The 26,851-nt window shown below is 67.9% G+C and carries 28 protein-coding genes, 1 tRNA gene and 1 pseudogene; 15 read left to right on the forward strand and 15 right to left on the reverse strand.

Translation table 11 applies throughout. The features are described from left to right. The first annotated feature begins 35 nt into the window (after positions 1 to 35). From gmk to Leucomu_RS07425, 4 genes are read left to right on the forward strand one after another with little or no spacing between them, the layout of a single operon-like run. On the forward strand, positions 36 to 944 hold the full coding sequence (gene gmk / locus Leucomu_RS07410; RefSeq protein ID WP_017885107.1) for a guanylate kinase: 909 nt from the start codon (positions 36 to 38) through the stop codon (positions 942 to 944). Positions 945 to 946: 2 nt separating this feature from the next. Continuing rightward, positions 947 to 1,948, forward strand: a complete 1,002-nt coding sequence (locus Leucomu_RS07415; RefSeq protein ID WP_228407344.1) for a DMT family transporter — start codon at positions 947 to 949, stop codon at positions 1,946 to 1,948. Positions 1,949 to 2,000: 52 nt separating this feature from the next. Further along, entirely contained in the window at positions 2,001 to 2,639 is a 639-nt protein-coding gene (locus tag Leucomu_RS07420; RefSeq protein ID WP_128386822.1) for a response regulator transcription factor, read from the forward strand. Beyond that, positions 2,639 to 3,778: a sensor histidine kinase gene (locus Leucomu_RS07425; RefSeq protein ID WP_128386823.1), complete on the forward strand. Its 1,140-nt coding sequence runs from the start codon at positions 2,639 to 2,641 to the stop codon at positions 3,776 to 3,778. Before Leucomu_RS07420 ends, Leucomu_RS07425 begins: the two co-directional genes overlap by 1 nt. A 35-nt stretch (positions 3,779 to 3,813) precedes the next feature. Here Leucomu_RS07425 and Leucomu_RS07430 read toward each other — a convergent pair whose 3' ends face one another. After that, positions 3,814 to 4,476 (reverse strand): DNA-3-methyladenine glycosylase, encoded by a 663-nt coding sequence (locus Leucomu_RS07430; protein WP_128386824.1) that lies wholly within the window; start codon positions 4,474 to 4,476, stop codon positions 3,814 to 3,816. An 80-nt stretch (positions 4,477 to 4,556) separates the two neighbouring features. Here Leucomu_RS07430 and Leucomu_RS07435 point away from each other — a divergent pair, with 80 nt between their 5' ends. From Leucomu_RS07435 to Leucomu_RS07445, 3 genes are all read left to right on the forward strand, one after another. Beyond that, positions 4,557 to 5,111, forward strand: a complete 555-nt coding sequence (locus Leucomu_RS07435; protein WP_128386825.1) for a DUF308 domain-containing protein — start codon at positions 4,557 to 4,559, stop codon at positions 5,109 to 5,111. Positions 5,112 to 5,208: 97 nt separating this feature from the next. After that, positions 5,209 to 5,985, forward strand: coding sequence for a FadR/GntR family transcriptional regulator (locus Leucomu_RS07440; protein ID WP_017885113.1), 777 nt, complete (start codon positions 5,209 to 5,211; stop codon positions 5,983 to 5,985). 232 nt (positions 5,986 to 6,217) lie between these two features. Further along, positions 6,218 to 6,294 (forward strand) — tRNA-Ile (locus Leucomu_RS07445). A gap of 148 nt (positions 6,295 to 6,442) precedes the next feature. Here the strand turns inward: Leucomu_RS07445 and Leucomu_RS07450 are convergent. From Leucomu_RS07450 to Leucomu_RS07480, 7 genes are all read right to left on the reverse strand, one after another. Continuing rightward, positions 6,443 to 7,045 (reverse strand): TetR/AcrR family transcriptional regulator, encoded by a 603-nt coding sequence (locus tag Leucomu_RS07450; RefSeq protein WP_128386826.1) that lies wholly within the window; start codon positions 7,043 to 7,045, stop codon positions 6,443 to 6,445. 89 nt (positions 7,046 to 7,134) lie between these two features. After that, entirely contained in the window at positions 7,135 to 7,842 is a 708-nt protein-coding gene (locus tag Leucomu_RS07455) for an ABC transporter ATP-binding protein (RefSeq protein WP_128386827.1), read from the reverse strand. Beyond that, positions 7,842 to 8,984, reverse strand: a complete 1,143-nt coding sequence (locus tag Leucomu_RS07460; protein ID WP_128386828.1) for an ABC transporter permease — start codon at positions 8,982 to 8,984, stop codon at positions 7,842 to 7,844. The genes Leucomu_RS07455 and Leucomu_RS07460 overlap by 1 nt, the downstream gene beginning before the upstream one ends. Positions 8,985 to 9,148: 164 nt before the next feature. Continuing rightward, on the reverse strand, positions 9,149 to 9,427 hold the full coding sequence (locus tag Leucomu_RS15840; RefSeq protein WP_164884524.1) for a hypothetical protein: 279 nt from the start codon (positions 9,425 to 9,427) through the stop codon (positions 9,149 to 9,151). Between the two features lie 50 nt (positions 9,428 to 9,477). After that, positions 9,478 to 10,700 (reverse strand): IS3 family transposase gene (locus Leucomu_RS07470; RefSeq protein WP_128387728.1). Its coding sequence is split into 2 segments (ribosomal slippage): positions 9,478 to 10,415 and positions 10,415 to 10,700, totalling 1,224 coding nucleotides; the frame shifts between segments, so codons are not numbered across the junction. A 203-nt stretch (positions 10,701 to 10,903) separates the two neighbouring features. After that, positions 10,904 to 11,644 carry a DUF4190 domain-containing protein gene (locus Leucomu_RS07475; RefSeq protein WP_128386829.1) on the reverse strand — a complete coding sequence of 247 codons (741 nt, stop codon included), beginning with the start codon at positions 11,642 to 11,644 and terminating at the stop codon, positions 10,904 to 10,906. A 43-nt stretch (positions 11,645 to 11,687) separates the two neighbouring features. Further along, a complete protein-coding gene (locus Leucomu_RS07480; protein WP_128386830.1) occupies positions 11,688 to 11,900 on the reverse strand; it encodes a hypothetical protein in 213 nt (70 codons plus the stop codon). A 277-nt stretch (positions 11,901 to 12,177) separates the two neighbouring features. On the opposite strand from Leucomu_RS07480, the gene Leucomu_RS07485 reads away from it, so the two are divergent. Together Leucomu_RS07485 and Leucomu_RS07490 are read left to right on the forward strand one after the other, a co-directional pair. Next, positions 12,178 to 12,363, forward strand: coding sequence for a helix-turn-helix domain-containing protein (locus Leucomu_RS07485; protein ID WP_267128475.1), 186 nt, complete (start codon positions 12,178 to 12,180; stop codon positions 12,361 to 12,363). A gap of 340 nt (positions 12,364 to 12,703) precedes the next feature. Continuing rightward, the gene (locus Leucomu_RS07490; protein ID WP_017885114.1) at positions 12,704 to 13,222 is read left to right on the forward strand and encodes a DUF4385 domain-containing protein; all 519 of its coding nucleotides are present in this window, start codon (positions 12,704 to 12,706) and stop codon (positions 13,220 to 13,222) included. A 183-nt stretch (positions 13,223 to 13,405) separates the two neighbouring features. Here the strand turns inward: Leucomu_RS07490 and Leucomu_RS07495 are convergent. From Leucomu_RS07495 to Leucomu_RS07515, 5 genes and pseudogenes are all read right to left on the reverse strand, one after another. Then, a pseudogene (locus Leucomu_RS07495) lies at positions 13,406 to 14,985 on the reverse strand (SDR family oxidoreductase). Positions 14,986 to 15,021: 36 nt separating this feature from the next. Continuing rightward, positions 15,022 to 15,507 (reverse strand): hypothetical protein, encoded by a 486-nt coding sequence (locus tag Leucomu_RS07500; RefSeq protein WP_128386832.1) that lies wholly within the window; start codon positions 15,505 to 15,507, stop codon positions 15,022 to 15,024. Between the two features lie 69 nt (positions 15,508 to 15,576). Beyond that, positions 15,577 to 16,593 (reverse strand): ABC transporter substrate-binding protein, encoded by a 1,017-nt coding sequence (locus Leucomu_RS07505; protein WP_128386833.1) that lies wholly within the window; start codon positions 16,591 to 16,593, stop codon positions 15,577 to 15,579. 56 nt (positions 16,594 to 16,649) lie between these two features. Continuing rightward, positions 16,650 to 17,492, reverse strand: a complete 843-nt coding sequence (locus Leucomu_RS07510) for an ABC transporter ATP-binding protein (protein WP_017885118.1) — start codon at positions 17,490 to 17,492, stop codon at positions 16,650 to 16,652. Positions 17,493 to 17,506: 14 nt separating this feature from the next. Further along, positions 17,507 to 18,511: a FecCD family ABC transporter permease gene (locus Leucomu_RS07515; RefSeq protein ID WP_128386834.1), complete on the reverse strand. Its 1,005-nt coding sequence runs from the start codon at positions 18,509 to 18,511 to the stop codon at positions 17,507 to 17,509. A 135-nt stretch (positions 18,512 to 18,646) separates the two neighbouring features. Between Leucomu_RS07515 and Leucomu_RS07520 the strand changes: the two genes are divergently transcribed. Both Leucomu_RS07520 and hemQ read left to right on the forward strand, forming a co-directional pair. Further along, positions 18,647 to 19,771, forward strand: a complete 1,125-nt coding sequence (locus Leucomu_RS07520; RefSeq protein ID WP_128386835.1) for a ferrochelatase — start codon at positions 18,647 to 18,649, stop codon at positions 19,769 to 19,771. 39 nt (positions 19,772 to 19,810) lie between these two features. Continuing rightward, positions 19,811 to 20,536 (forward strand): hydrogen peroxide-dependent heme synthase, encoded by a 726-nt coding sequence (gene hemQ / locus Leucomu_RS07525; RefSeq protein WP_128386836.1) that lies wholly within the window; start codon positions 19,811 to 19,813, stop codon positions 20,534 to 20,536. Here hemQ and Leucomu_RS07530 read toward each other — a convergent pair. Beyond that, positions 20,533 to 21,534: an IS481 family transposase gene (locus Leucomu_RS07530; RefSeq protein ID WP_128386837.1), complete on the reverse strand. Its 1,002-nt coding sequence runs from the start codon at positions 21,532 to 21,534 to the stop codon at positions 20,533 to 20,535. The genes hemQ and Leucomu_RS07530 overlap by 4 nt on opposite strands. Before the next feature lie 332 nt (positions 21,535 to 21,866). Between Leucomu_RS07530 and Leucomu_RS07535 the strand changes: the two genes are divergently transcribed. The 4 genes from Leucomu_RS07535 to efeB all read left to right on the forward strand — a co-directional run bounded on the left by Leucomu_RS07535 (position 21,867) and on the right by efeB (position 25,988). After that, positions 21,867 to 22,355: a Dps family protein gene (locus tag Leucomu_RS07535; protein WP_128386838.1), complete on the forward strand. Its 489-nt coding sequence runs from the start codon at positions 21,867 to 21,869 to the stop codon at positions 22,353 to 22,355. Positions 22,356 to 22,546: 191 nt separating this feature from the next. Next, complete coding sequence (efeU, locus tag Leucomu_RS07540) at positions 22,547 to 23,470, forward strand: iron uptake transporter permease EfeU (RefSeq protein WP_128386839.1); 924 nt, start codon at positions 22,547 to 22,549, stop codon at positions 23,468 to 23,470. After that, positions 23,431 to 24,654, forward strand: coding sequence for an iron uptake system protein EfeO (gene efeO / locus Leucomu_RS07545; RefSeq protein WP_228407348.1), 1,224 nt, complete (start codon positions 23,431 to 23,433; stop codon positions 24,652 to 24,654). Before efeU ends, efeO begins: the two co-directional genes overlap by 40 nt. Beyond that, positions 24,654 to 25,988, forward strand: coding sequence for an iron uptake transporter deferrochelatase/peroxidase subunit (gene efeB / locus Leucomu_RS07550; RefSeq protein ID WP_128386840.1), 1,335 nt, complete (start codon positions 24,654 to 24,656; stop codon positions 25,986 to 25,988). The genes efeO and efeB overlap by 1 nt, the downstream gene beginning before the upstream one ends. Positions 25,989 to 25,997: 9 nt before the next feature. Here the strand turns inward: efeB and Leucomu_RS07555 are convergent, their stop codons facing one another. Continuing rightward, entirely contained in the window at positions 25,998 to 26,849 is an 852-nt protein-coding gene (locus Leucomu_RS07555; RefSeq protein WP_017882569.1) for a glutamine amidotransferase, read from the reverse strand. Between the last annotated feature and the right edge of the window lie 2 nt (positions 26,850 to 26,851).

Genomic DNA, 26,851 nt, shown 5'->3' on the forward strand with positions numbered 1-26,851 from the left:
CCCTAGGCTTGGAACGGGGAGAGGGAAACAGGACGATGAGCACGAATGGGAACCCGCAGAAGCGGGCGATGCCCGAGGTCGACCGGGTTGCGGCGAACCGTGCCGCGATCGCGGCGCGGCGCGCGCGCGCCGAGCTGAAGCGCAAGCTGCGCAGCGGCGAGGTGTCGCCGTTGCGCGTGCTCGAGCAATCGCGAGCCCCGGGCAGCACGGAGGCGTCGCTGCGCATCACCGACTTCCTCCTCTCGTTCCCCGCGATCGGCGCCGTGAAGGCCGACCGCGTACGCGAAGACCTCGGCATCTCCGAGCGCAAACGCCTCGGCGGGCTCGGCGCGCTGCAGCGCGAGCGCCTGGAAGCCTTCGTGCGCGAACGCACGGGCGCGTCCTCCGAGCGCCCGCCCCTCACCGTGCTCGCGGGCCCCACCGCGGTCGGCAAGGGCACAGTGGCCGCCTACATCCGAGAGCACTACCCCGAGGTGCGGCTCTCGGTCTCGGCCACCACGCGTGCCCCCCGCCCCGGCGAGGAGCACGGCCGCCACTACTTCTTCGTCGACGACGAGGGCTTCGACCGCATGCTCGCCACCGACGACCTGCTCGAGTGGGCCACCGTGCATAACCAGCACCGCTACGGCACGCCGCGGGGGCCGGTACTCGAGGCCGCCGCCCGCGACGAACTCATGCTGCTCGAGATCGACCTGCAGGGAGCCCGACAGGTGCGGGCCAGCATGCCCGAGGCCCGCCTCGTGTTCCTCGCGCCGCCGAGCTGGGACGAGCTCGTGCAGCGGCTCGTGGGCCGGGGCACCGAGGACGCCGAGGAGCGCGCCCGCAGGCTCGAGACCGCGAAGGTCGAGCTGGCCTCGGCCGAGGAGTTCGACGAGATCATCGTGAACGACGAAGTGCCACGGGCCGCCGCCAGGCTGGTCGAGCTCATGCGCGGCGGTGCCTGACGGTGCTGGCGTCGGTCCTGCCGATGGAGGGGCTCGGCGAGGTCGCCTCGCTCGATCCCAGGCAGTTCCTGGGGACTCCGCTCGCCCTGCTGGGGGCCGCCCTGCTGGCCTTCGGGGCGCAGTACCAGTCGCGGGGCCTCAACAAGGTCGAGCGCATCGTGGGCGCGAGCGCGGGCTCCGGCCTCTCGCTTCGGCACGTGCTGGGGCTGCTGCGGCGCCCGTCATGGGTGAGCGGCACGCTGCTGCTCGGCCTCGCGGTGGCGTTCCAGATCGGATCGCTCGCCCTCTCGCCGATCATCATCGTGCAGCCCATCGGCGTGGTCGGGCTCGTGATCACGTCGATCCTCAACTCGCGCTTGAGCGGCGTGCGGCTCGACACTCGCGTGCGCATCTCGATCGGCCTTGCGGTGCTCGGGATCGTGGCCTTCGTCAGCATCGCGGCGTTCACCGCCACCGATCGCCCGGTGACCGATGCGAAGCTCACCACGATCCTCATCACCTTCGCGGTCGTGCTCGTGCTCGCCCTGATCGCCTTCGTGCTGCTGCGGCACCACCGGGTCGCGCTGCTCTACATCGTGGGCGCCGGCGTGCTGTACGGCTTCGTCGCGACGTTCGCGAAGGCGGTGATCGGCCGTCTGCAGCAGGGCGAGTTCGAGACCCTCACCTGGCTCTGCGTCGCGGCCCTCGTGGTGGGCGCCCTGCTGGGCATGGTGTTCGTGCAGAACGCCTACTCGTCCGGCCCGCCCGATCTCGTGGTGGCGGGGCTGACGGTGATCGATCCGATCGTCGCGGTGCTCATCGGCATCATCGTGCTGAACGAGGCGGCGAACGCCCCGGGGTGGGCGGTGTTCGCGTTCATCGCCTCCGGCGCCCTCGCGGTGGTCGGAGTGATCGGCCTCGCGAAGTTCCACCCGCAGACCGGCGCCTCGGCGCTCGACGCGCCTGCCGAGGCCGCCGGGTCGGGCGCGCAGCAGCCGGGGTCCGCGGGTCCGGCGACCGACTGAGACGTCCGGTGCGATAAGCTTCTCGCACACGGCAGGGTGACCGGGAGACACGATGACGCAGACGCTCAGGATCGGGCTTCTCGAGGATCAACCGCTCTTCAGGGAGATGCTGCAGCATCTGCTCCGCGCGGTGCCCGGCTTCGCCGTCGTCACCGCCGCCGACTGCTCGGACGCGACGTCGAACTGGGACGCGCGCGCCCTCGACGTGGCCCTGCTCGACGTCGAGCTGCCCGACGGCACCGGGCTCGACGTCGGCCGCGCCCTGCAGCGGTCGAACCCCGATCTCCGCGTCGTGCTGCTCTCCGCGGTCGACCGTTCGCAGATGCTGCTCGAGCTCGACGAGCGCGAGCAGTGGAGCTACCTCTCGAAGAACTCCTCGACCTCTTCGGCGAAGCTGATCCGCGCTATTCGAGCCTGCGCCGCCGGCCGTCGCGTGATCGATCCCGACGTGGTCGGCTCGCGCCGAGTGCGGGCCGGCGGCCGCCTGGAGGGGCTGAGCAGCCGGCATCTCGAGGTGCTGCAGCTCGTCACCGAGGGGCTCACCAACCAGGCGATCGCCGAACGGCTGGGCCTCGCCCTCAGCTCGGTGAACAACCACGTGAACGCCATCTACGCCGGCCTGCAGATCGACCGCGCGCGCTTCAACCCCCGCGTGGCGGCCGCACGTCTGTACCTGGAGGAGACCGCGTGATGCGCGGTGCGCAGCGCGAGGCTGCGGCCGACCGGGTGTCCGATACTCGGATGCTGGTGCTCTCGGTGCTGCTGATCGGTGTCTTCTTCGCCTTCGGGGCCACGGCGCAGTCGATGCTCGTCCACGGCGTGCCCGCGCCGCGCATCGGCGGTCACGCGCTCGGGCCGGTCGCCGAGGCGAGCCTGCGCGCCTCGATCAACCTGGTGAGCGTCGCGATCATGGCGTTCGGGGCGGCGTGGACGAGGATCATCGACCGCCCGTTCTGGAGCGCCGCGGCGCTCGCCCTGCTGATCGTCGCCACCGGCGTCGTGGCGCGGGCCGGCCTGCAGCTGCTGTTCAACGTGCACCCGGTCGCGCGCGCCGAGGAGGCGCTCCACGACGCCCTGACGGCCGTGCCGGTCGGTCTCGCGGTGCTCGGGATCTCCGTCTCGATCGTCGGGCTCAGCCGTCGGGCCCGGTGGGCGGAGCGCGACCGGCAGGCGGCTGCGATCCGTGCAGCCGAGGCGCTCGACGAGCTGCAGCAGGAGGAGATCCGGGTGCGACGCGAGGTCGCCGATACGCTGCACGGCACGCTCCAGAACCGGTTCGTGATGCTCGGGGCCGCCCTCGGCGAGGCCGGCGCGCGGCTTGAAGGCGAAACCGGGGTCGGGCCGGCCGAAGCCCGGGAACTCGCCGCCCGCCTCAAGGAGGTGCGCGCCGAGCTCGACGAGCTGCGGGAGCGAGAGCTGCGCGCACTGAGCGCCTCGCTCTACCCGGAGGCCCTCGATCGCGGCCTGCTGCCGGCCGCTCGAGCGCTCGTCGCCCGCATCCCGCCTTCGATCCCGGTGCGCATCTCAGCCGACGAGATCCCGGTGCCCGACCCGCTGGATCGCACGAGCCGGTTGCTGCTCGTGCGCGCCATCGAGGAGGGCGTCTCGAACGCGCTGCGGCACGGCGAGGCGAGCCGGCTCGAACTGCGGCTGGAAGCGCGCGACGGCCGCTTTCTCGCCGAAGTGCGCCACCTCGGCGTGGTGCCGATCGAGAACCCGGCGCTCAGCGGCCTCGCCAGACTGAGCAACCGCATCGCCGACCGCGGTGGAGAGCTCGAACTGGAGCGGGAGGCCGACGGCGGGGCGCTGCGGGCCTGGCTTCCGGCCTGAGCCGGGGCGCGGCCCGGGCGCTGCCTCGGCGAGCGCTACCCCCGCGGAGGCTTCGGGGCGCCGCGTCCCGGCCTGAATGCGGAGACGCTCGGCTCGTCGGCCAGCCAGAACCGCCAGGGGAACGCCGGCCCGCCCGCCTCGCCCGCGACCCCGACCCGCGGACCGCTCGTGATCCGGCCGGAGACGGCGCCGTCCCGGGCAACCGCGAACGGCGCCTCGAAGAGGTCGAGGCCGTCATGGGTCTCGCGGGCGATCCCGAGCGCCGCGGCCACATTGCCGGGGCCGCGAGCGAGCATGTGCTGCGGCACGGTCGCGCCGCCCCGCTTCGCGGAGCGCCGACGCTGCGCGATCTCGCCGCCCTCGACCACCTCGCCCGCACGGATCAGCACCCCCGACGCCGTGCCCTCGGGCGAGCACACCATGTTCAGCGCGAAGTGCATGCCGTAGCTGAAGTAGACGTAGGCGTGGCCGGGCGGGCCGAACATCGACGCGTTGCGCTCGGTGCGCCGATCCTTCGAATGCGATCCCGGATCGTAGGGGCCGGGGGTGCCGACCCCGTGATAGGCCTCGACCTCCGTGATCCGGATCGTCACCGTGCCCGCGCCTCCCAGGCCGTCGTCGCCGGTCACCGAGAGCGTGGCCCCGAGCAGACGGGGCGCCACCTCGAGCGCGGGGGAGAGGAAGAGCTCACGGTCCATCCTTCCATTCTCGCCCAGGCGCGGTGTCGTAGTCTGGAAGCGAGCGCACCGCCAGTGTGCGGGCGCCGAGGAGGTCGACCGTGAGCCAGCAACCCGTCGTCTACACCACCGAGAAGCGGCGGTTCCCGTGGTGGACGCTGCTCGTCACCGGCGTGCTCGTCGCGGCGGTCGGCGTGGGCTTCCTGGTGTGGCCGTTCTTCGCCGCGACCGGGATGCTGGTGGTGCTCTTCGGATCCGCGCTGATCGCCAACGGACTCGCCGTGCTCACCCGGTCGGCGGCGTCGCCAGCTGCGCTCATCGGGGGTATTGTGCTCATCGCCGCGGGCGTGCTCGCGATCGTGTTCTCCGACCTCACGGTGGGTGCGATCGTTGCGTTCGTGGGCGTCGGCCTCGTGGTCTTCGGCGTGCTCTGGATCGCGATCGGCGCCCGCTTCGCCGGGCGCGGCCCCGCGATCCTCGTACCCGGCGTACTGATCCTCGTCGGCGGCGTGGTCGCGCTCGCCTGGCCGGGCCTCGCACTCACGGTCGTCGCCGTGATCGGCGGCGTCTGCCTCGTGCTGCTCGGCGCGCTCATCATCTGGACCGCCAACCGGCTGCGCCGCCTCGACGTGTCGGCCACCACCATCGTGATGTGAAGCGCGTCGCCCGTCGGGCGCCCAGAGCGGCGCAGAAGGACGGCGGCACCGCCCGATATAGTTGACGCTGTTCCCCCAATCCTCACGAGGTCGTCACATGACAAGCACCACCCGCGGTTCGCAGAAGGCGCGCGACACGCTCGACTTCCTTCGCGGCAAGATCTCCACCGGCGAGTGGGCGGTGGGCGACCTGATCCCCAAGGAGCCCGAACTCGTCGAGCTGATCGGCGTCGGCCGGTCGACCGTGCGCGAGGCGGTGCGCTCGCTCGCCGCCTTCGGCATGCTCGAGACCGTTCCCGGGGTCGGCACGTTCGTGCGATCACGCACCCCCGTGAGCTCGATCCTGTCCGAGTTCCTCGCCGATCACGACCTCGAGGAGGTGCTCGTCTACCGCAGGTCGCTCGAGATCGAAGCCGCCCAGCACGCCGCCGTGCACCGCACCGAGGAACAGCTCGCCGGCCTGCGCGAGGCGCATCGCCGAGTGCACGAGGGGCTGGTCGCGGGGGCCGCGCCGGAGGCACTCGACACCTGCAACCGCAGCACCGCCCCCGACGCATTCCACCGCCTCGTCGTCGAGGCGAGCGGCAGCAAGCTGCTGCTCGACCTCTACCTCGGCGTCATGTCGGTGCTCGAGGGTGCGAGCACCGAGGGGCGCGTGATCCTCGGCACCACCCTCGAGACGATGCACCGCGACCACGGCGCAGTGCTCGACGCGATCGCGGCCCGCGACGTGCGCGACGCCGCGCACTCGATGGCGCTGCACGTCGACCGCGACCTCGGTTTGCGCACCGACATGCTCGACTTCAGTGCGCAGACGGAGCGCGCGACCTCGCTCATCGACGCGGGCTACGACCCCGACCGCGCCCCGGCCTGAGTGGGCTGCCGGGTCGCACTCGCAGTTCTCGCGGGCCGCGGTTCTCGTGGCACCGCCTTGGGTGAGGATGCCACATGCGCGAGGGCGTGGTGATACGGGCCACGAGTGGTCGAAAAGCGCTCCGACCTTCGCGCGTCGCGGCATTTTTCGACCGTTCGCGGCGCCAGGCGTGCGTCCCCGACGCGTACGGGTGAGCCCGCGGAACGCCTCCACTAGGATGGAACGGTTGCCAGGGGCGTTAGCTCAGTCGGTTAGAGCAGCGGACTCATAATCCGTCGGTCGCGGGTTCAAGCCCCGCACGCCCTACCAGTGTTTGCAAGGGATCGCGCGGTATCCGTCGAGCGGCGATTTGCAAGTTCCACTCCAGAACCCCTCCAAGGCGTTGGGCGCTGCACTGGACCCCGTGCCTCTTGGGCGAGGCGGAGCAGGAGGGCGTATTCATTTGCGCTGTGAGATGCTAGGAGGTCTTTGCTGCGGCTCGTCTTTGCAGTTCGACCGCCATCGGTTCAATCACGGCAATGAGAGTCGAGGACACTTGATTGAACGGTTTCCCGGCCTCTAAGAGGCGAGTGGATGCGTGGACGACGGCGTTGATCATCTCACCCATGGCCTCGGAATCCTCGACCCCCAGGACTTCAAGTGTGTGAATCAGTGGCTCCTGGATAGCGCGATGCATTCCGGCCGCTTGTTCGTTCAGGGCTTCTCCGGGCGAGAGGGCCGCGAGTGCGGAGCCGACGGCGTGTGCCCCTTCATGCACGAGACGGAGATTCTCGAGGGCATAGGCAACGAGTCGGCCACTTGGTTCGGGCTCAGCATCCATGGCATCAGTGATGCGTATCGTCCATCTGGGGAAGATGTCCTCTACCAGCGCCTGAAGCAATGCCTCCGTGGACTCGAAGTAATGGTAAACACTCGACCTTGCCAGCCCTGCACGTTCAGCTACATCGCGCATGCTTCCGATCTCGCCAGTCTCCTCTAGGATCGCGTGTGCGACGTCGAGCAGCAGGCGCTCTTGATTTGCGCGGTGCTCAGCTACGGTGTTCGCAGTGATTCGTGGCACAGTTCATCCTCCACTGGTCTCATTCCGTCGCCTGCTAATGAACTTACCGTGAAGCTGACCTTTCGGGCGAGGTAGGAGGTCCGCGGAGTCTACGTTGTCGCTGGTTGGAATGTTCCGAGCCGGCCATCGACCATCTCTAGCACGCGGTCGCAGTGTCCGAGCACTTCGTGGTCATGGGTGACCATCATGACGGCAACCCCATGGGTCTTGCTCTGTTCCGCGAGGAGGGCGACAACCTGTTGACTTCGGGCACGGTCTAGTGCTGCCGTTGGCTCGTCGACCAGCAGTAGACCCGGACGGGTGACGAGAGCTCTGGCGATGCCAACACGCTGTCGCTCGCCTCCGGAGAGCTGACGAGGAAGATTCTTCGCCTTGTGTGCCATGTCAACCGCTTCCAGGAACGGCATCGGATCGAACGATGATGATCCGCCTGCGAGCCTGTTCATGAGACGCAGCTGGTCTGCAGAGTTGAGTGCGGGGATCAGATTGCCCGATTGAAACACGAAGCCGATGTTTCGCAGACGAAATTTGGCCATCTTTCCCTGAGAGCCAGCCATCTCCGTGAGCTCCTGGTCGAGCACGCGAACCGAACCGCTGTCAGGTGACTGCAGTGCACCCGCCACGGCAAGCAGGGTCGACTTTCCGGCCCCAGATGGGCCCACCACGCCCACGAACTCGCTGCGCGCGATCTCAAGGCTCACTGAGTCCAGCGGCCGCACCCTACTATCGCCGTCACCGAGTTCGAGGGTGACATTCTCAAACCGAAGTATCGTTTCCAGGTTGTGTGCAAATGACATTAGCGCTGCCCTCCCAAGGCGGAGATGGGTTCGATTCGCGTGATGCGGAGGACCGCAACCGCAGCCCCAACGAGACCCAGAGCGATTGTGATCAAGGAGGCCGTGAGGACGGGTGCGGGCTCAAGAGCGAAGGGCATGCCTTCAGGCATTATGGAGCCCAGCCCGACACCAGCGGCAACTCCGATTGCTGTGAATGCGACCAACAGAATCGCGGCTTGGGTCAGCGAGTCCCGAAGCAAGTAGCGACCCGAGGCGCCGACAGCTCGGAGAACCGCGAGCTCATGCTGCCGCTGAATCGTCCAGACCGTGAAGAAGGCGCCGACCACGAGAGCGCTGATCGCGTAGAGGAACATCTGAATCATGCTGAGCGTCAGTGTCTCTGCCTCGTATCCAGGAGACGAGTTGAAAGACTCCTTCAGTGTCACGGCTGTGGTCTCCGCCTGACGATCGCCTGCGGCGAGATCGAGCTCTTCTGCATCGCTCGCTTGGATTGCGACCACGCTCGCGACATCGAAATCGAGCGCATCGACTTGGTCCTGCGTCGGAACGCCGGGTTGTGCAGCACCGGAGGCGATCAGCCGCCAGGTATCAATATTGAGATAGGCCATGTCGACGTGACCGAACGTCGACTGCCCCTCAGTAAAGCCGACAACCTCAAGTTCAGTGTCGAGCCGATCAAGGGTGATGATGCTGCCAACTTCTAGTCCGTCGCTCTTCGCCGTCTCGGATACCACGATGCCCCCAAGACCCGAGATGGTCGACCCCTCGGATACCTTCGGGCTCAGGAACGAATCAGGGACGATTCCAAAAAGCGAGAGATCGATCTGAGTGCCGTCTTCTGTCGTGGCATTCGTCATTCCCGCACCGACCGGCGTCGCTGCCCCCACGCCAGGGAACGACTCCCAGATCTCGAGCTGCGACTCCTCGACGACTGAGCGCGAAAAAGCGTTGTCGGTCTTCGTGCCCTCGTCAAACGCAAACGCGGTGACCGGCAGCGACTTCAGACCAGACACCCCGTCGTTGACCAAGCCAGATGAGAGACCCGAGAGCAGAACGATCAGCAGTGCGACGAGCGAGACGACTGCACCCATCAGGCCGAATCGTCCGCGCGCAAACTTCAGTTCGCGGATCGCTAGAAACATGTCTCCCTCTCCTGCCAGCTCTTTGTCGACTCTGCGTCAACAAACATGTCAACGCTATGTCGATAACCCTGATAGCGGCCTGTGAGAATCCGCGACCGTTAGCCGACAGGAGGTGGAGGCTTTAGCGTTCCGGTTAGGTTGAAGTCATGGACCTACTTCACGCTTCACTCGTCTTCCTGCACATTCTCGGCGCAGCCGCACTCCTGGGCGGATGGCTCGCCACGTTCAAGACTCCGACCGTCGGCCTCTTCCAGTTCGCCGGCGCATGGGTGCAACTCGTTACCGGCGTTCTGCTCGTCGGAGTGAACGAGATGGGTGGCGGAGGAGTGAATCACGTAAAGATCGCAGTTAAACTTGTTGTTCTCGTCGTAATCCTTGCCATGGCATGGACAGGGCGCCGGAAGGTCAAGAAGAATGAGCCAGTTCCGGTCGGTGTTGCCCACGCGGTTGGCGGACTGAATTGGCCTGGTTTGAGTTCCGACCGGTTTTCCTGTCAACCTGTCGGTGACAGAAGTTCCTCGGCCTCAGCATAGTAGGCCTGCTCGACCTCGATCGGGGTACGCATATCGAGCTCCCCGTGAAGGCGCTCATGGTTCCACCACCACACGTATTCGAGGGTCGCGAGTTCGACCTGCTCAACCGTCCGCCAGGGGCCCTGCTGTCGGATCAGTTCGGTCTTGTAGAGGTTGTTGACCGCCTCAGCCATGGCATTGTCAAAACTGTCGCCGACCGTCCCGGTCGAGGGCACTGCTCCGAGTTCCGCAATGCGATCCGTATAGACCATGGCGGTGTAATTCGACCCGTGATCGGCGTGATGGATCAGGCCATCGAGCCTGCCGCCCGATTGCCACGCAGCCATATCGAGTGCCTGCATCGGCAGAACCTCAGATTTCAGCGTCGCAGCGACATTCCAGCCCACGATTCTGCGCGAGTACACGTCAGTGACGAACGCGACATAGGCGAACCCAGACCAGGTGGCGACGTAGGTCACGTCGCACACCCAGAGCTTGCGCGGCCCGTCAGCGGCGAATCTCCGGTTGACGAGATCGGCAGGCAGTGCCGCCGTTTTGTTAGGGCGTGTGGTGAACACGCGCTTTGATTTCCGTACCCCGCGCACGCCGGCGAGCCGCATCAGACGCTCGGTCTGGTCGCGGCCGATCTTCCACCCCTCACGCTTCAGCAGGGCATGCATCTTCCGGCGCCCGTACACGCCATAGTGCTTCGCGTGGAGCCGCCGGATCTCAGGGAGGAGCAACTCGTCGCGCAGCTGCCTGGCTGAGGCCGACCGGGCTTTCGCGGCCCGGTATCCGCGGGAGGTGAGGAACCCACGAACTGCCGCACGCAGCGTACGACAGAGGAACTCGACCCCGAAACGATCACGGTACTCGTCGATGAATCTGATCATTTCGTTCGTGGCCGGTCGAGTTCCTTCGCGAAAAACACGCTCGCGGCTTTGAGTACCTCGTTGGCCTTACGGAGCTCGCTCACCTCGCGGCGTAACCGCCGGTTCTCCTGGGCCATATCGATCGAGGTGCCAGGCTTCGCGCCGGTATCGATGTCGTAGCGGCGCTGCCACACGCGCAGCGTCTCCGGGCTCACTCCGAGGAGCCCACCGACGTGTCGGCAGGCCGCGGTCAGCGACTCGTGCTCGGGACGGGCTTCGGCGAGCATCCGAAGTGCGCGCTGGCGAAGTTCAGGGTCATATTTGCTTGGCATCGTAGTTCCATCCTTGTATAAAGATCGGAACTCAAACCAGGCCAATTCAAACAGATTCATGAGGCGCTATGTCGGAATAACCGTTTGGGTATTTAATCCTCAAGATCGCGAATGTGGACATTCGAAGTTTTGAACGTCCACATTCGGAGTGTCGAGCGCATGCGCCCGCGAACATTAAGCTTCAGCAGTCAGATGGGTGAAATCTAGTAGACGTCAAACGCAAGGATCTGCGGGGCTTCTTCAGAGCCCGTCACGGTGCACTCCATCACCACGCCTTCGATCTTCGTGCCGTACTCATTCTTCGGTGTGATCTCGGCTTTGATGAACCAGACATCATTCTCGAGTCGTTCCGCAATAGTCCCCGTGAACCAGTGAACTTTTACTCCGTAGGGAAATGCTTCGCGAGCCGTGTTCTCGCACGCCACCTCAGCCATGCCAGAAGTCATCCCACCTGACGTTGCTTCTGCTGCTGGAAGCGGGGTGGGGGTACTAGGTTTGGGCTTCCCCTCTGGCTTCGGAAGTTCTTGCTCCTTCTTCTCGGGCTTCGGCTTCGAAGTTGCCTCTGGTGTTTTCTGAGTCGGCGTCGGCGTGGGCTCCGGCTCCGCGGACGGTGAGGGCTCGGCAGCGGTCTGCTCCGTCCTCGGTCCGGTTGCGACAGCGTCCCAGTCGGTAACGGCAAGCGCGAAGACGGTCAAGGCGATCGAGGTGAGAGCAGCCACACCACCCAGAGCGATGCCGGTGATACTGAGTGCTTTCGGTTGCTTCTTATGAAGCGCGACCACGCCGAGAATGATCGCAGTAGCTCCCGCGGCCAGTCCAAAGAAGGGCGTCCAGCCGATCAAGAAGGCGGCGCTACCGACTGCGAGCGCAGCTATCGCAAGGCCTCTACTTGGCACGCCTCGCGCCTCTCGACCCGGTCGGGCGAGTTCACTTTCGTTGTTCATGCGAGCATCCTCAGAACCGAGGGATCCTCCGAGGGGGCGGCGATCATTTCTTCCATCCCAAGAATTCGCGTTCGTCTGCTGTCGTCTGGGGGCGGGTAAACACGTAGACGTCTCCGCGCAGCATTCTTCGAGGGGTCGCGCTTTGGATTTCCCAACCTTGCGCCGTCAACTTCTGCAGACGCTTGCGGCCACCGCGGTCCTGGGCGATGATTCGCTCGGTGTAGACCTCCGGAGGACGCCGTGAGAGCTGCGTCATGAGATTCTCGCGAAGAAGGTACCAAGTGTTCTGCGGGTCCGTGGACGCATAGACCACCTCTGCTGAATGTGGATGGCCTCCGAATAGGTTTGTGACCGGCTTTACTGTACTCACAAATAGCTCCTCAGGTTAACGATGCCGTCAGGATGACCTTCCTGTAATGCTACTTATAAGTATGTAGATTCAAAAGTAGCGCACCGAGAGTCTAGGAACTGTGGAAGGTGAGTTGCAGAAGGTTGTTGGGCGCAACCTGCGGCTCTATCGGTCATTCCGAGGCGTGAGCCAGGAGGCTTTCGCAGAACGTCTTGGTGTGCACCGAACATACATGGGTGCAATAGAGCGTGGAGAACGCAATCTTTCTCTCCGGAGCCTAGAGCGTCTGGCGGAAACTCTCGATCTCGATCCACTTGAGCTTCTGACGGAACTTCGGGACCAAGATAGTGCGCCGGACGGCAAGCAGTGAATGGGCGGCGCTAACTGAGGAGTAAAATCCCCTCAAAATCCCCTCCGCCGCGCTTCGCTACCGTGATCCAGGCTTGACCGAAGTAGCTACCGCGCTCAGCGAGTATCGCCCGAAATGACGCGGCATAGCGGCTTTTCTCAGGGAAGTACGGTCGAGTTCAGCGCGCCCCAGATAGACACTCGCGACGCTCTCATAATCCGTCGGTCGCGGGTTCAAGCCCCGCACGCCCTACTCTCGCACCGCCGTGCACTTTTCTCGCAGGTCGACGATTGGACTGGGCCGCCCGCCCCGCCGGCGTGCGGCCCTGGCCCGAACGCCGAGATGATGAGACAGTTGGGGCATGGCCGACTTCGATTACTCGCTCGACTACGCCTCGCTCGACCTGCGCAGGCATCCCGAGTTGTACCGCATCGGGCGCGGCGAGCAGGGCGTGCTGAAGGTCGAGCCCTACAAGTCGGAGCTGCTGCCGCACTGGCGGTTCGCCACGCCCGAGCTCGCACGCGAGTCGAGCGAGCGCATTCTGACCATGTTCCACGACTATCTCGCGTCGGGCGACTTCGTCGGAGCGGACATGGCTCGCAAGTTCCTGCAGATGGGATACACCCGGGCACGGCGCTACGCGAACCATCTGGGCGGCAAGAAGTACCGCGGTCCGGTTCCCGCTGATCGAAAGGGGCAGAGCGGCGCCCACGGCAGAGCGGAGCTCGAGCGCCAGGAGGACCCCGTCAAAGCCGAGAGCGCACGCATCTTCAAGGAGGCGTGGGATCGCGCTGCGGCGGATCCCCGCTACCGCGAGCTCAGGAGCGAGCATCGCCGACGCCACGAGTCCGGTGATCCATCGAGCGCCCAGCGCCGCTAGTGCCGGGAAACGACGGGCCCGCGCGACGCCGCACCGCCCGAGGGGTTCCGAGACTCTTTCGCAGACATCGCAGCTGCCCCCGACGAGTTCACCACGGGTCGGGCGGCGAAAGAGCTGGCGCTCTGGTTCCGCGTGAGAGCTGGCAGGATCGCACGCAAGCCGGCCTGACCCGCCGCGCAGCGACTACCCTGCGCTCTCGTGGCCGTCGTGCCGCCCGGCCTCCGCGAGCGCGACGATACGGTTGACCATCCCGCTGAAGATGAGCCCGTGGAAGGGCAGCATCGCCAGCCAGTAGAGCCGGCCGAGCAGACCTCTGGGGAAGAACACCGCGCGTTGACGGTACTCGGTGCCGCTGCCGTCGTCTTCGACACCGAGTTCGAGCCAGGCGCTCCCCGGCGTCCACATCTCGGCTCGCAGGCGCAGAAGCCGCTCCGGCTCGACACGCTCCACGCGCCAGACGTCGACAGCGTCGCCGACTGCGATGCGGGACCTGCTGCGCCGGCCCCTCTGCAAGCCCACGCCACCGGCCGCTCGATCCAGCCAGCCCCGTACGGCCCAGAGCACCGAGGCCGAGTACCAGCCGTTCGCGCCGCCGATGCGAGATACGACCGACCAGACGTCCGCCGCGTCGGCGGAGGTGCGACGACTCCGCACATCCGTGAAGACGGTGCGACCGGCCCAGTCCGGGTCACTCGGCATCGGTGCGCTCGGCGCCCCGAGCAGGTTCGAGTCGACCCAGCTCGTCTCGACCTCGTCGAGCTCGATGCGCCCGAGTGCGAGCCGCACGGCCTCGCGATATCCGGTGAGTCCTCCGGCAGGAGGCGGAATGATCTCGTCGATCGTGCGGTCACGCATCACGCAGGGATGCTGCAGCGATTCGACGAGGGGCCTCGCGATCTGACGGGGTACCGGCGTCACGAGGCCCACCCAGTGCGATGCCAGCCGCGGGGTGAGCACGGGCAGCGACGCGATGCGCCGCTGCCCGAGACCGGCTTCGAGGGCGTAGCCGTTCATCATCTGCCCGTAGCGCAGCACGTCCGGTCCGCCGATGTCGAGCGAGCGGTTCAGCCCCGCATCCAACCGCGCCGCCGCGAGCAGGTAGTAGAGCACGTCGCGCACGGCGATCGGCTGGATGAAGTTGCGCACCCATCGGGGCGCCGGCATGTAGGGCAGCACATCGGTGAGATGGCGCACCATCTCGAACGAGGCGGATCCCGAGCCGATGACCACCCCGGCCTGCAGCACCGCGGTCGGCACCCCCGAGGCGAGCAGCAGGCCGCCGACCTCCTTCCTCGAGCGCAGGTGCGGCGAGAGTTCGACCCCTCGGGGTGCAGGCCGCCGAGATAGACGATGCGGTCGACGCGGGCGTCCACCGCCTGCGCCGCGACGGTGCGGGCGATCTCACGATCGAGCTGCTCGAATCGCGCCCCGCTCGCCATGGAGTGCAGCAGGTAATAGACGATGTCGATGTCGTTCATCGCTCGACCGACGGCTTCCGGATCGGCCGCGTCACCGGTCACGATGTCCACGTCGTTCGCCCACGGCAGCGCCGCGACGCGCTCGTGCGATCTCGACAGCACGCGCACCCGGTATCCGCCCGCCAGCAGCCTGGGAACGAGGCGCCCGCCCAGATAGCCCGTCGCGCCGAGCACGAGCACGCGGGGAGTCGAGCCGTCGCTCGAGCGGCGCGCGCGCAGCGCCGGCTCCCGGCCGGTCGGAGCGCTGCGCTGCTCCCGATCATGTCTCGATTCGATGTCCGTCACGATTCCCCGCTTTCGCTTTCGCTTTCGCTTCGCGCTTCAGCGCAGCACCTCGACCAGAACGATCCAGGAGACCAGGATCGCGGAGACGATCGCGACGAGGCATCCCGCCGCCGCGAGCATCAGCCCGCCGGTCAGGCCCTGCGCCATCATCGACCCGGCAGCCAGGTACGCGGCGATCGGGAGGATGCCGAGAGCCGACTTCGCGACCCGGGCGCGCTGCTGAGGATCCCGCATCACGACCCGCGTCGCGTGCGCCTGGAACCAGGCGGCGCCCAGGGCCACCACGATGGTGACCAGGCCGTACCAGAGCAGATCGATCCCGGGCACCAGGCCGACGGCCGAGACCACCAGCGCGAGCACGAGCGTGGCGATAACCGCTGCCAGCCGAGCGGTGAGGGTGCCCGCGCTCACGATCTTCTGGATGTTGACGCTCGCCGCCACGATCACCAGACCGGCGAGGGCCGCACTCGCGCCGGCCATGGCGACGTTGAAGTCGCTCCACTGGGAGACCGTCTCGAGCATGGCTTCATGCTACGCCGCTCGCCGGCGCTCGCGGGTGCGACCTCGCAGGCCGAGGAGTGAAGCGCCCGCTCACCCCTCGAGCGTCTGCACCCAGCCGCGCAGCCGGTCGAGCCCGTCGATGGTCGAGGTGAGACCCAGCGCCTGCACGTCGCGTCCCTGCACGAGCATCGTCTGCTGCGCGCCCGGCAGCGCGGCCACGGCCGGGTTCGCGAGCAGTTCGGCGAAGATGCGGTCGCCGCTGCCGTTCATATCGACCAGCAGGATCCCGTCGGGTGCGGCCTCGACGATCTGCTCGGCCGAGATCGGGCCGGTGATGTCGATGCCGAGTTCGCCGCTCACCGAGCGGGCGCCCGCGAGGCTCAGCATCTCGAGAGGGAATGCGTGGCCGGCGGTGATGAACGGGCGGCCGGCCTGGTTGGTGAGCACGAGCACGCGCGGGCCGCTCTCGGCCGCAGCCGAGTCGGCATCGGAATCGGAGGCCTGCAGGCCTTCGGCGAGTTGCGAGGCGAGAGCGTCGGCCTCGTCGTCGGCGCCGGTGGCCTGGCCGATGAGGTCGATGTTGGCGGTGACGCTGTCGACGCTCGACCACACGTCGGGCAGCAGCAGGGCGGGCACGCCCGAGTGCTGCAGCACCCCGCCGATGCTGCTCTCGGCGCCGTGCCGGGGGCTCATGATGACGAGGTCGGGTGCGAGTGCGATCACGGTCTCGGCGTTCAGCTCCATGGCGACGGGGATGGTGTTCGGCACCTGCTCCATCTCGTCGATGTGGCCGCCGAGGGCGGGCTTGGTGACCGCCTCGGGCACGAGCACGAGACGGTCGGCGAGGCCCAGCACGGCCACGACCTCGGCGCTCTCGTAGTCGAGCGCCGCGATGCTCTCGGGTGCGGACTCGAGGGTGAGCTCGGCCGCCTCGGCGCCCCGACCCGCGGGCACCTGGATCGTGCGGGGGAACGCCGCCTCCCCGGCGACGGAACCGCTGGAGCCCGCGGAGTCGGTGGCGGGGGCGTCGTTCGATGCTGCGCACGCGGAGAGCATCAGCGCCGCCGAGGCGGCGATCGCGAGGGCTGCGAGGCGTCGTTTGGGCACGGGGGTTCCTTTCGGGGAGAGGTTCGCGGAGCGCGGGACGGGCTCAGCGGGCGGGTTCAGCGGTCGTCGGTGGCGAGGAACGAGCGACCGTGAGGCGTGGTGTGGATGGTGGTGTGCACGCCGTAGGCGGCGTGCACGAGCTCGGGCTGCAGCACCTCGGCGGGTCTGCCGGCGTGCGACCCGCCGCCGCCGTCGAGCAGCAGGATCTGCGTGCACGCGTTGAGGGCGAGGCTGAGATCGTGCAGCGCGGCGATGACGATCTTGCCGTCGTTGCCGAGCCGGCGCATCGTCTGCTCGACGGCGCGCTGGTGGAACAGGTCGAGCGCCGAGGTCGGCTCGTCGAAGATGACCACGGGCGTGTCCTGCGCCAGCACGCGGGCGAGCTGCACGAGCTGCCGCTGCCCGCCCGAGAGCGAGCCGTAGCGGCGCTGGGCGAGATCCTCGACCCCCGCGTCGGCGAGTGCGCTCCGCGCCGCTTCGCCCGCGTGGGGGTGCTGCGACGCGTGCGCGCCGATCTCGACGAGCTCGCGCACGCGGAGCTCGTCGGGTGCCCGCAGGTCCTGCGGCAGCAGCGACACGACCGAGGCGCGTCTGCGGGGCGGCATGCCCGGCAGGTCGACGTCGCCGTAGCGCAGGCTGCCGAAGCTCTGCACTCCGGAGCAGGCGAGCGCGCCGAGCAGCGACGACTTGCCGACCCCGTTGGGGCCCACGACGCCGAGCACGGTGCCGGGCAGCAGCCTGAGGGTGAGGGGGTCGCTCAGGGCCCGCCCGCCGCGATAGGCGCCGAAGGAGCCGAGCGTGAGCGTGCCGCCGAGCAGCAGGCAGGGCCCGCCGCCGAACGGGTTGGTCGTCGCAGCCCCTCCGGCGTGCTCGGGCGCGGGTCCGGTTCGGCGCGCCATCAGCCCGCTCCCCATCAGCTCTGCTGCCTTCTGAGCAGCAGGAAGAGGAAGATCGGGGCGCCGACGAGTGCCGCGACGACGCCGGTCTGCACGACGGTGGCGCCGAAGGCGGTGCGGGCGACGGTGTCTGCGAGCACCATGAAGAGCGCACCGCCGAGCGCCGAGAACGGCAGCAGCCTGGCGTGCGAGGCTCCGAGCACCAGCCGCATCGCGTGGGGAACGACGAGGCCCACGAAGCTGATGATCCCGCTCACCGCGACCGCCGCGCCCGTCACGAGCGAGGCCACGAGCAGCAGCACGGTGCGTTCGCGGCCCACGTGCACACCGGAGGTGGCGGCGATCTGCTCGCCGAGCGCGAGGGCGTCGAGGGCGCGGATGCGGGTGAGGAAGTAGCCGATGCCGATGAGGATCGGCACCGTCGCGATCGCGGCGTGCTGCCAGTTGCGCAGCTCGAGGTCTCCGGCCAGCCAGAACATGGCGCTGCGCACGAGGGCGTCGTCGGCGGCGTTGGCGATGAGCACGTTGATGAGCGCTCCGGCGAGCGCGCTGAGAGACACTCCCACGAGGATGATCGTGGGCGAGCCGAGATCCTTCCTCGCCTGGAGCACGAACTGCAGGATCAGCGTCACGACGGTCGCCCCCGCGAATGCCGCGAGCGGCACGCCCCACAGCGCCGATCCCGAGAGGCCGAGGGTGATCCCGGCGACCGCGCCCATGGCGGCGCCGGCCGAGACGCCGGTGATGCCGGGCTCGGCGAGCGGGTTGCGCAGCAGAGCCTGCATGACGACGCCGGTGGTGGCGAGCGCGGCGCCCACGAGGGCCGCGACGGCGATGCGGGGGAGGCGGATCGACCAGACGACCGCGACCGCGCGCTCGTCGGTGCGGGCCGGATCCACGAGTGCGCGCAGCGTCTCGATCGGCGTGAGTGAGACGATGCCCATGCAGAGGGCGGCGAGGGCGGCGACGGCGAGCAGCAGGGTGCAGGCCAGGGCGACGAGCGGGGCGCGGCGGATCCTCATGAACTCCCGAGCGGGGATTGCTAGCGTCGTGACCTGAGCGGTCGGTTGCGGGGGCGCACTGGTGCCCACATCAGATCTCACAGATCAGATGTTATACATCAGATCTACAGGAAGCCTGATGATACGGTGCAAGCCATGACCGAGAACGTTCACCCCACCGTGCCGCTCACCGATCCGCTGCCCTACGACGCACTGCTGCTCTGCTCGTTCGGCGGGCCGAACGGCCCCGAAGACGTCATCCCGTTCCTGCGCAACGTCACCCGGGGCAAGGGCATCCCCGAGGAGCGCCTGGCCGAGGTGGGGGAGCACTACCACCACTTCGACGGCCGCAGCCCGATCAACGAGCAGAATCTCGCGCTCGTCGCGGCCCTCGAGGAGGAGCTGCGACGGCGCGGCGTGTCGCTGCCCGTGATCTGGGGCAACCGCAACTGGCACCCCTACACCGTCGACACGCTGCGCGACGCCGCCGCCTTCGGGGCTCGCCGCATCCTCACCATCGTCACCAGCGCCTACGCGTCGTACTCGGGCAGCCGCCAGTACCGCGAGCACCTGGCGGCGGCCCTCGCCGAGCTGAAGGCCGACGCCCCTCGCATCGATGTGCTGCGCCCCTTCTTCAACGAGCCCGGATTCGTCGACGCGAACCGCCACGCGATCGAGGAAGCGGCGTCCGGCCTCGACGGCGGCCTCGACGGCGCCCACATCGTGTATGTGACGCACTCGATCCCCGACACGATGCAGGACGCCTCGGCGGTGACCGGGCCCGGTTATCGCGAGCAGCACGAGGATGTGCGCGCCACGATCGACGCCGCCCTGGCCCAGCGCTACGGCGTCGAGATCGCATCTTCGCTCGCCTACTGCTCCCGCTCGGGCGATCCGCGGACGCCTTGGCTCGAGCCCGACGTCAACGACCACATCGAAGTGCTGGCCGGCCAGGGCGTGCGCAAGATCGTGATCGCGCCGATCGGCTTCATCTCCGACCACATGGAGGTCGCCTTCGATCTCGACGTGGAAGCGCTCGAGACCGCCGCCGAGCAAGGTGTCTCCGCGGTGCGGGCCGACACCGTGGGCGTGCGCCGCGCGTTCGTCTCGGGGCTCGTCGACATGGTGCTCGAACGCGCGGCGCGCGAGCGCGGCGAGACCGTCGAGGCGCGCACCGCCGGCTCTCTTCCCGCCTTCCCCGACGATGCACCGGCCGGCAGCTGCCGCATGCGCCACGGCGAGGTCACCGGCATCCCGGTGATCGCGGGCCACGAAGACTGAGCGCATCCGATCCCGAGCACGAGGAGCACCCGAGAAGCCATGACCGAAGCAGCCCGCCCCGCAGTCGACCACTCCGCCGTCGCGGACGCGATCAACGACGACATCAATTACACCATGTACGCCGTCTTCCGTGTCGAGCGCGTCGCGCCCGCGCTGGGGGTCTCCCCGGCATGGGCCTCGATCGTGCGGGGTCTGCTCGTCGAACTCGATGAGGTCGAGGGTCTCACGACGCGCGGCTGGTACGACGTGGCCGGCTACCGAGCCGACGCCGATGTGCTCGTGTGGTGGCACGCGCCGACGCCCGAGGCGCCGCAGCAGGCCTACCGCTCGGTACTCGACTGGGCGGGCGGGCGCCTCTCGCCCGTCTGGTCGTCGATCGGCGTGCACCGCGCCGCCGAGTTCAATCGGGGTCACGTGCCGGCCTTCCTCGCGGGCGACGATCCGCGCGGCTACCTCTGCGTCTATCCCTTCGTCCGCGGGCGCGAGTGGTACCTGCTGCCCGACGACGAGCGCCGGGAGCTGCTGCGGGAGCATGGCGCGGCGGCCCGCGACTACGGAGACGTGCTCGCCAACACCGTCGCGTCGTTCGCGCTCGGCGATTACGAGTGGCTGCTCGCGTTCGAGGCCGACGAGCTGACGCGCATCGTCGATCTGATGCGCGAGCTGCGCGCGACCGGCGCGCGCCGCCACGTGATCGAGGAGACGCCGTTCTTCACAGGCCCCCGCCGCGACCCCGAGTCGCTGCTCGCGAAGGTCGTGCTCTAGGTGTAGTTCCTCGTGAGGTTGTGAACACGATCTGACGGTGTGAGACCACCGATCCCGGTATGGGGTCGGTGATGATTGTAGTGATGCAGCCAAGCGTCGTATGTTGCGGCCCTGGCTGCATCACTCTCATACATGCCGGCGTACGCCCACTCTGCTGCGAGCGTGCGGTTGAAACGTTCGACTTTCCCGTTCGTCTGTGGCCGATACGGGCGCGTGCGATGATGCTTGACTCCGGGGCCGAGCGCGCTCGCGAACGCGTGGGATCGGTAACAAGACCCGTTGTCTGTCATGACAGCGGTCACCACGATTCCAGCCTGGGTGAAGAACTTACGCGCCCGATCCCAAAACGCTGCCGCGGTCTCTTTCTTTTCATCGTTCAGTATCTCGGAGTACGCCAATCGCGAGTAATCATCGACCGCGTGATGTAAGAACGCGTAGCCGCGCGAGGATGCTGCGCCAGTACGTGCCGCACGGTCACGAGCACTGCCCGCTTGACGATCTTGCGCGGATCCGCGTCCGTGCACACGCCATCCGCCCCCAGTGGGAATACGGCCGAGTTTCTTGATATCAACGTGCACGAGCTCTCCCGGGATCTGTTTCTCGTACCTCATGATGCGAGGCTTCCTCACGGGAAGACCGGTCGCGCGGTCAAGATGGGCCAGATGCGGCATTCGATATCGGTTCAAGACCCGCTCGATCGTGGAACGCGGGATACCGAGGTGGTAACTAATGCGATGCGGCCCCCACTGACGGGTGAAACGCAGACTGATGATGCGATGCTCGCGTCGTTTCGAGAGGCGATTGGGTGAGGTGTGCGGGCGTGAGGAACGATCCTGGAGGGTGTCATCGGCCCGGTATCTCGCAGCCCATTTTGCAGCGGTCGCGGGTGACACTTGGAACCGTTCCGCGGCACGGCGGATGGTCCATCCCTGATCGACAATCAATACTGCGAGACGTTGTCTGCCGATAGGGGTGAGGGGTGCGTTAGCGTGGGGCATGAAGACCTCCGGTTGAGGACGTGTGTGTGGTAACCCACATCCTGCCGGAGGTCTTCTTTAGTCTGCTACGCGTTCACAACGTCCCAAGGAACTACACCTAGGGGGAGCGGGCCGGCGATCGGCCGCGTGCCCGGAGCGCCGGCCGGCGGCCGCCGAGGTCTGTGCCGCGCGGGCGGCGGCGCACGCCCTCGCGCCCGTTCGGTGCGGTAAAACCCCCGTTGGGGAGACGTTTAGGCAAGCCTTCACTTGCTTGCGGATCCCTCTGATCGGCGTATCGTTGAGATTGCACCGAGCGGAGATGTGCTCCCCGGCAGACAAGATGGAGGTTCAGCATGACTACTCTTGAACAGCAGCCGATCGCAGCGCAGGGCGAGTTCGGTCGACTCTCCGGAGTCGCACAGTACCTGACGCCGGTGCTGCACGATCTGATCGCCCTCGCGGTGAACGGCAAGCAGGCGCACTGGCACGTGCGCGGCAGCAATTTCATGGGCGTGCACGAGTTTCTCGACGAGGTGGTCGCGCACGCGCAGGACGCGGCCGACACGGCTGCCGAGCGTATGGTAGCCCTGGGGCTGCCCGTCGACGGCCGCATCGGCACGGTAGCGGCCCAGACCACCACGCCCGAGATGACGGTCGGCTTCCAGCAGTCCGACGTGACGGTGCGCGAGGTCGTGGCGCAGCTCGACGCGACGCTGGAGACCATCTACGCGGCGGTCAAGGGCCTCGACGACATCGATCCCGTGAGTCAGGATCTCGCGATCGCCTTCGCGCAGCAGCTCGACAAGGATCGCTGGTTCCTCTTCTCGCACTACGCCGACTGAGCCGGTCGAGCCGATCCGGCTCTCCCGCCAGTCGACCGAAGGGCCGCGCCTCTCATCCCGAGGGGCACGGCCCTTCGCCGTTCCGCGCGCTCGCCGATCACGTCTGATGAACTGTGCTATGTTTTTCGAGTAAGGCACGCCTTACCAACATCGCATGTATCACTGGGTGAAGTTCGGAGGGCGAACCCCGCATGATCGCCACGCTGCTCATCGGGCTGCGAGAGGGCCTCGAAGCCGCCCTCGTCGTCGGCGTACTCCTGGCCTACGTCAACAAGATCGGTCGACGCGACGCGGCCGCCAAGATCTGGCTGGGCGTCGGCGCAGCGATCCTGCTCTCCCTCATCACCGGCGCAGTGCTCACCTACGGCGCCTACGGCCTCTCCTTCACCGCGCAGGAGGCCATCGGCGGCCTCCTCTCCCTCGTCGCCGTGGCCATGGTCACCTGGATGGTCTTCTGGATGCTGAAGATGTCGCGCGGCATCGGCGGCGAGCTGCGCTCCCAGATCGACCGTGCCCTGCTCGGCAACGGGTGGGGCGTCGCCGCGGTGGGCTTCGTCTCGGTGGCCCGCGAGGGCATCGAGACCGCCCTCTTCATCTGGGCCACCACGCGCGCGACCGACACGACGCCGCTGCTCGGCTTCGCCGCCGCGGTCTCGGGCATCCTGCTGGCCTCGGTGCTCGGGTGGCTGCTGTACCGCGGCATGCTCAGGATCAACCTCACCGTGTTCTTCCGCTGGTCGGGCGCGCTGCTCATCGTCTTCGCGGCGGGCGTGCTGGCCTACGCGATCCACGACCTGCAGGAGGCCGGCTTCCTGCCGGGCCCCTTCGCCGCCGTGCCCCCGGGCGCTGGCGCCTTCGCCGCCGCCTGGTTCGGGGACGCCGCCTGGGCGTTCCGCGTGCCCCACATCATCGCCCCCGACGGCGTGCTCGGCGTACTGCTCAAGGGCACCGTGGGCTTCTCGCCCGAGATGACCCGACTCGAGGTCATCGCCTGGGCGCTCTACCTCGTCATCACCCTTCCGCTGTTCCTGGTCGCTTCGTACCGCGGAGCACGCGCAACCAGAAAGGAAACCCCGTGTCCACCATCAGCCCCCGCCGCGGCTTCGTCGCGCTAGGCGCCATCGGCGCCGCGACCCTCACCCTCACCGCCTGCGTGCCGAACGCCGGCACCGGCGCGAACGCCCAGTCCATCGCCGTCACCGCCAGCGACACCGCCTGCAACGTCGAGGCGGCCGAGGCTCAGAGCGGCACCATCACCTTCACCGTGAAGAACGACGGCAGCAAGGTGAACGAGTTCTACGTGCTCGGCAGCAACGAGCTCACGATCATCGGCGAGGTCGAGAACATCGCCCCGGGATCGAGCCGCGACCTCACCGTGCAGGTCGGCCCCGGCGACTACTTCACGAGCTGCAAGCCCGGCATGATCGGCACCGGCGTGGGCCAGGCCGCGTTCGCGGTCACCGGCGACGCCGTGGCGACGACGCCCGAGGAGGACGCGGTCGTGGCCCAGTACGTCGGCTACGTCAAGACGCAGACCGAGGAGCTCGTGCCGCAGGTCGCGGCGTTCGTGGCGGCCTACCAGGCCGGAGACGACGAGACCGCCCGTCAGCTCTTCCCGATCGCCCGCATCAACTACGAGCGCATCGAGCCGACCGCCGAGCAGTTCGGCGACCTCGACCCCAAGATCGACTACCGCAAGCCCGGCGCGATCGAGGAGGGGCTGCCCTTCACCGGCTTCCACCGCATCGAGCAGGATCTGTGGCTCGACGAGGCGATCGCGAACTACTCGACGCCCGAGAAGGACCACTACCCGAAGGACGACCTGAAGCCGCTCACCCCCGAGGAGCGCAAGGAGATCGGCGATCAGCTGGTCGCCGACGTAAACGAGCTGAAGGACGAGGTCGCGAGCCCCGACTTCACGCTCACGCTCGCAGACATCACCGAGGGCGCGAAGGGCCTGCTCGACGAGGTGGCCGCGCCCGACGGCAAGCTGCCCGGCGAGGAGAACGAGTTCGCGCACACCGATCTCTACGACTTCACCGCGAACGTCGAGGGCGCCCAGGTGGCCTTCGACACCGTGCGCGGGCTGCTCGAGGCGAACGGTGGAGAGGATCTCGCGAAGCAGCTCGACGAGCGCTTCGCCGACATGTTCGCGCTGCTCGAGACCTACGGCTCGTACGACGAGGGCTTCGTGTTCTACGACACGGTCGATCAGCAGCAGCGCAACGAGCTCGCCGCGAAGCTGACCGCCCTCAGCGAGCCGATGTCGAAGCTCACCGCAGGCGTCGTGCAGGGCTGATGATGGCGGTCGAGCAGTCCGCGGAGAATGAGAAGGAGGCCGGCGAGGTCGATTCGGAGCTCCTCCGTCCGTCGCGTCGCGGTCTCTTCGGGCTGCTCGGCGCCGGCGCGGCCGGTCTCGCGCTCGGGGGAGGCGGGGGCGCGGCCCTCGCCTCCCACCTGGCGGGCGGGTCGGAGGCGCCGGATTCGGGATCCGTGCCCTTCCACGGAGCGCACCAGGCGGGCATCGTCACACCCGCGCAGGACCGGCTGCACTTCGCCGCGTTCGACATGGTGTCGGGCAGCGGCCGCGAAGAGCTGATCGCGCTGCTGCGCGACTGGACGTCCGCCGCCGAACGCCTCGTGCGCGGGCAGGAGGTCGGCACGGGGATCGAACCCAGCAACGCCCTGCTGCCTCCCGACGACACCGGCGAGGCCACAGGCCTCGGCGCCGGGCACCTGACACTGACCTTCGGGCTCGGCAGGCGCCTCTTCACGGGGCGAGAGGGGGCCTCGGATCCCGACGATCCGTTCGGCCTCCGGTCGCGCCTGCCCCGGGCCTTCGAACCGCTGCCCTCGTTCGCGTTCGATCTGCTCGACGCGACGCAGAGCGGGGGTGACCTGTGCGTCCAGGCCTGCGCCGACGATCCCCAGATCGCGGTGCACGCGATCCGAAACCTCGCCCGCATCGCGGTCGGCCGCGCCCACCTCTCGTGGAGCCAGCTCGGCTTCGGGCGCACCGCCTCGACCTCGCGCAGGCAGGACACGCCCCGCAACCTCTTCGGATTCAAGGACGGCACCGCGAACGTGATGGCCGAGGACACCGCCTCGCTCGAGCAGCACATCTGGGCCGGCGCCGAGGCTCCCGAGTGGATGCGCGGCGGCAGCTACCTCGTGGCGCGCAAGATACAGATGACCATCGAGAGCTGGGACCGCGCCTCCCTCGACGAGCAGGAGCGCATCATCGGCCGCACGAAGCGGGAGGGCGGCCCGCTGAGCGGCGGGGCGGAGTTCGACCAGCCCGACTTCGAAGCGGCAGTGCCGGCCGGTGACACCGAGGAGCCCATGATCGACGTGGCCGCCCACGTGCGCCTCGCCCACCCCGACCACAACGGGGGCGCCCGCATGCTGCGACGCGGGTACAACTACGTCGACGGTTCGAACGGGCTCGGCCAGCTCGGCGCGGGGCTCTTCTTCATCTCGTTCCAGCGGGATCCCGAAACCTTCGTGCGCGTGCAGCGGTCGCTGAAGCCGGACCTGCTGAACGAGTACATCCGCCACATCGGCTCGGGGCTGTGGGCCATACCGGCGGGCGTGCAGCCGGGCGGGTTCATCGCGCAGGCGCTCTTCGAGTAGCGGCGCGGCTCAGGCCGCCGTCGTCGTCGCCGATGCGGGACGAGCCGCATCCGCCGAACGCGAGCCCGCGCTGCCCGTTCTCGCGGCAGCGTCGCGCACTGCGCCGTCGGCAGCCGCCGCCGCGGGCCTCGAGTCGAGGTACTCCTCGACGAAGCGGCCCAGCACCATGTGGGAGGCGCGCACGTCGGCCCGCTCGACTCGCTCGATGATGGCGTCGACCTCGGTCGGGTGGAAGTATCCGTGATCGGCGTACGCCCGCACCCGCGACGTGAACGAAGCCGTGTCGAGCTCGGGATGGAACTGGGTCGCGTACACGTTGCGCCCCACGCGGAAGGCCTGCACGGGGCAGGTGGGGGAGCTCGCGAGCACCGTGATGCTCGGCGGCGCCTCGGAGACGGCCTCCTTGTGCCCGACGAACGCGTCGAACTCGCCCGGCAGCTGATAGAACAGCGGGTCGAGCACGCCGGCCGACGTGAGGCTGATCCGCACCGCCTGCGAGGTCTCGCCGTAGGTGCGGTCGACCCGCGCCCCCTGGTGCGCCCCGATCGTGCCGATGCCGTAGCAGACGCCGAGGAAGGGGAAGTCGGCTCGCACGACCTCATCGAGCAGCTGGGCGAGCTCGCGCTCGACGCGCAGTTCGGTCTGCGACTTGCGCTCGACGGGCTCGCTCACCGTGAACGGGCTGCCGGCCAGGATGATGCCCGAATAGCACCCGAAGTCGATCGGCCCGAGCGGTGCGCGGTCGATGCGTCGCCACGCGAGCTCCTCGGGCAGCAGCCCCGTCAGTCGACAGTACGCCGCATGCTCATCGGCCGCGACGTCGTCTTCGCCCCGGGTCGTGATGAGCAGGAACGGTTTCATGG

It is taken from the genome of Leucobacter muris (genome assembly GCF_004028235.1).
Taxonomy (GTDB): domain Bacteria; phylum Actinomycetota; class Actinomycetes; order Actinomycetales; family Microbacteriaceae; genus Leucobacter; species Leucobacter muris.

Bases quoted from the DNA above. Each gene is read 5' to 3' on its own strand.
- Leucomu_RS07455 (WP_128386827.1), bottom strand. From the start codon at position 7,842: ATGTCATTTGCACACAACCTGGAAACGATACTTCGGTTTGAGAATGTC.
- efeU (WP_128386839.1), top strand. From the start codon at position 22,547: ATGATCGCCACGCTGCTCATCGGGCTGCGAGAGGGCCTCGAAGCCGCC.
- Leucomu_RS07530 (WP_128386837.1), bottom strand. From the start codon at position 21,534: ATGCCCCACGCTAACGCACCCCTCACCCCTATCGGCAGACAACGTCTC.
- Leucomu_RS07500 (WP_128386832.1), bottom strand. From the start codon at position 15,507: ATGCTCGAGACGGTCTCCCAGTGGAGCGACTTCAACGTCGCCATGGCC.
- Leucomu_RS07425 (WP_128386823.1), top strand. From the start codon at position 2,639: ATGCGCGGTGCGCAGCGCGAGGCTGCGGCCGACCGGGTGTCCGATACT.
- hemQ (WP_128386836.1), top strand. From the start codon at position 19,811: ATGACCGAAGCAGCCCGCCCCGCAGTCGACCACTCCGCCGTCGCGGAC.
- efeB (WP_128386840.1), top strand. From the start codon at position 24,654: ATGATGGCGGTCGAGCAGTCCGCGGAGAATGAGAAGGAGGCCGGCGAG.
- Leucomu_RS07535 (WP_128386838.1), top strand. From the start codon at position 21,867: ATGACTACTCTTGAACAGCAGCCGATCGCAGCGCAGGGCGAGTTCGGT.
- Leucomu_RS07480 (WP_128386830.1), bottom strand. From the start codon at position 11,900: ATGACGCAGCTCTCACGGCGTCCTCCGGAGGTCTACACCGAGCGAATC.
- Leucomu_RS07510 (WP_017885118.1), bottom strand. From the start codon at position 17,492: ATGGCGCGCCGAACCGGACCCGCGCCCGAGCACGCCGGAGGGGCTGCG.
- gmk (WP_017885107.1), top strand. From the start codon at position 36: ATGAGCACGAATGGGAACCCGCAGAAGCGGGCGATGCCCGAGGTCGAC.
- Leucomu_RS07520 (WP_128386835.1), top strand. From the start codon at position 18,647: ATGACCGAGAACGTTCACCCCACCGTGCCGCTCACCGATCCGCTGCCC.
- Leucomu_RS07490 (WP_017885114.1), top strand. From the start codon at position 12,704: ATGGCCGACTTCGATTACTCGCTCGACTACGCCTCGCTCGACCTGCGC.
- Leucomu_RS07430 (WP_128386824.1), bottom strand. From the start codon at position 4,476: ATGGACCGTGAGCTCTTCCTCTCCCCCGCGCTCGAGGTGGCGCCCCGT.
- Leucomu_RS07555 (WP_017882569.1), bottom strand. From the start codon at position 26,849: ATGAAACCGTTCCTGCTCATCACGACCCGGGGCGAAGACGACGTCGCG.
- Leucomu_RS07440 (WP_017885113.1), top strand. From the start codon at position 5,209: ATGACAAGCACCACCCGCGGTTCGCAGAAGGCGCGCGACACGCTCGAC.
- Leucomu_RS07475 (WP_128386829.1), bottom strand. From the start codon at position 11,644: ATGAACAACGAAAGTGAACTCGCCCGACCGGGTCGAGAGGCGCGAGGC.
- Leucomu_RS07515 (WP_128386834.1), bottom strand. From the start codon at position 18,511: ATGAGGATCCGCCGCGCCCCGCTCGTCGCCCTGGCCTGCACCCTGCTG.
- Leucomu_RS07420 (WP_128386822.1), top strand. From the start codon at position 2,001: ATGACGCAGACGCTCAGGATCGGGCTTCTCGAGGATCAACCGCTCTTC.
- Leucomu_RS07460 (WP_128386828.1), bottom strand. From the start codon at position 8,984: ATGTTTCTAGCGATCCGCGAACTGAAGTTTGCGCGCGGACGATTCGGC.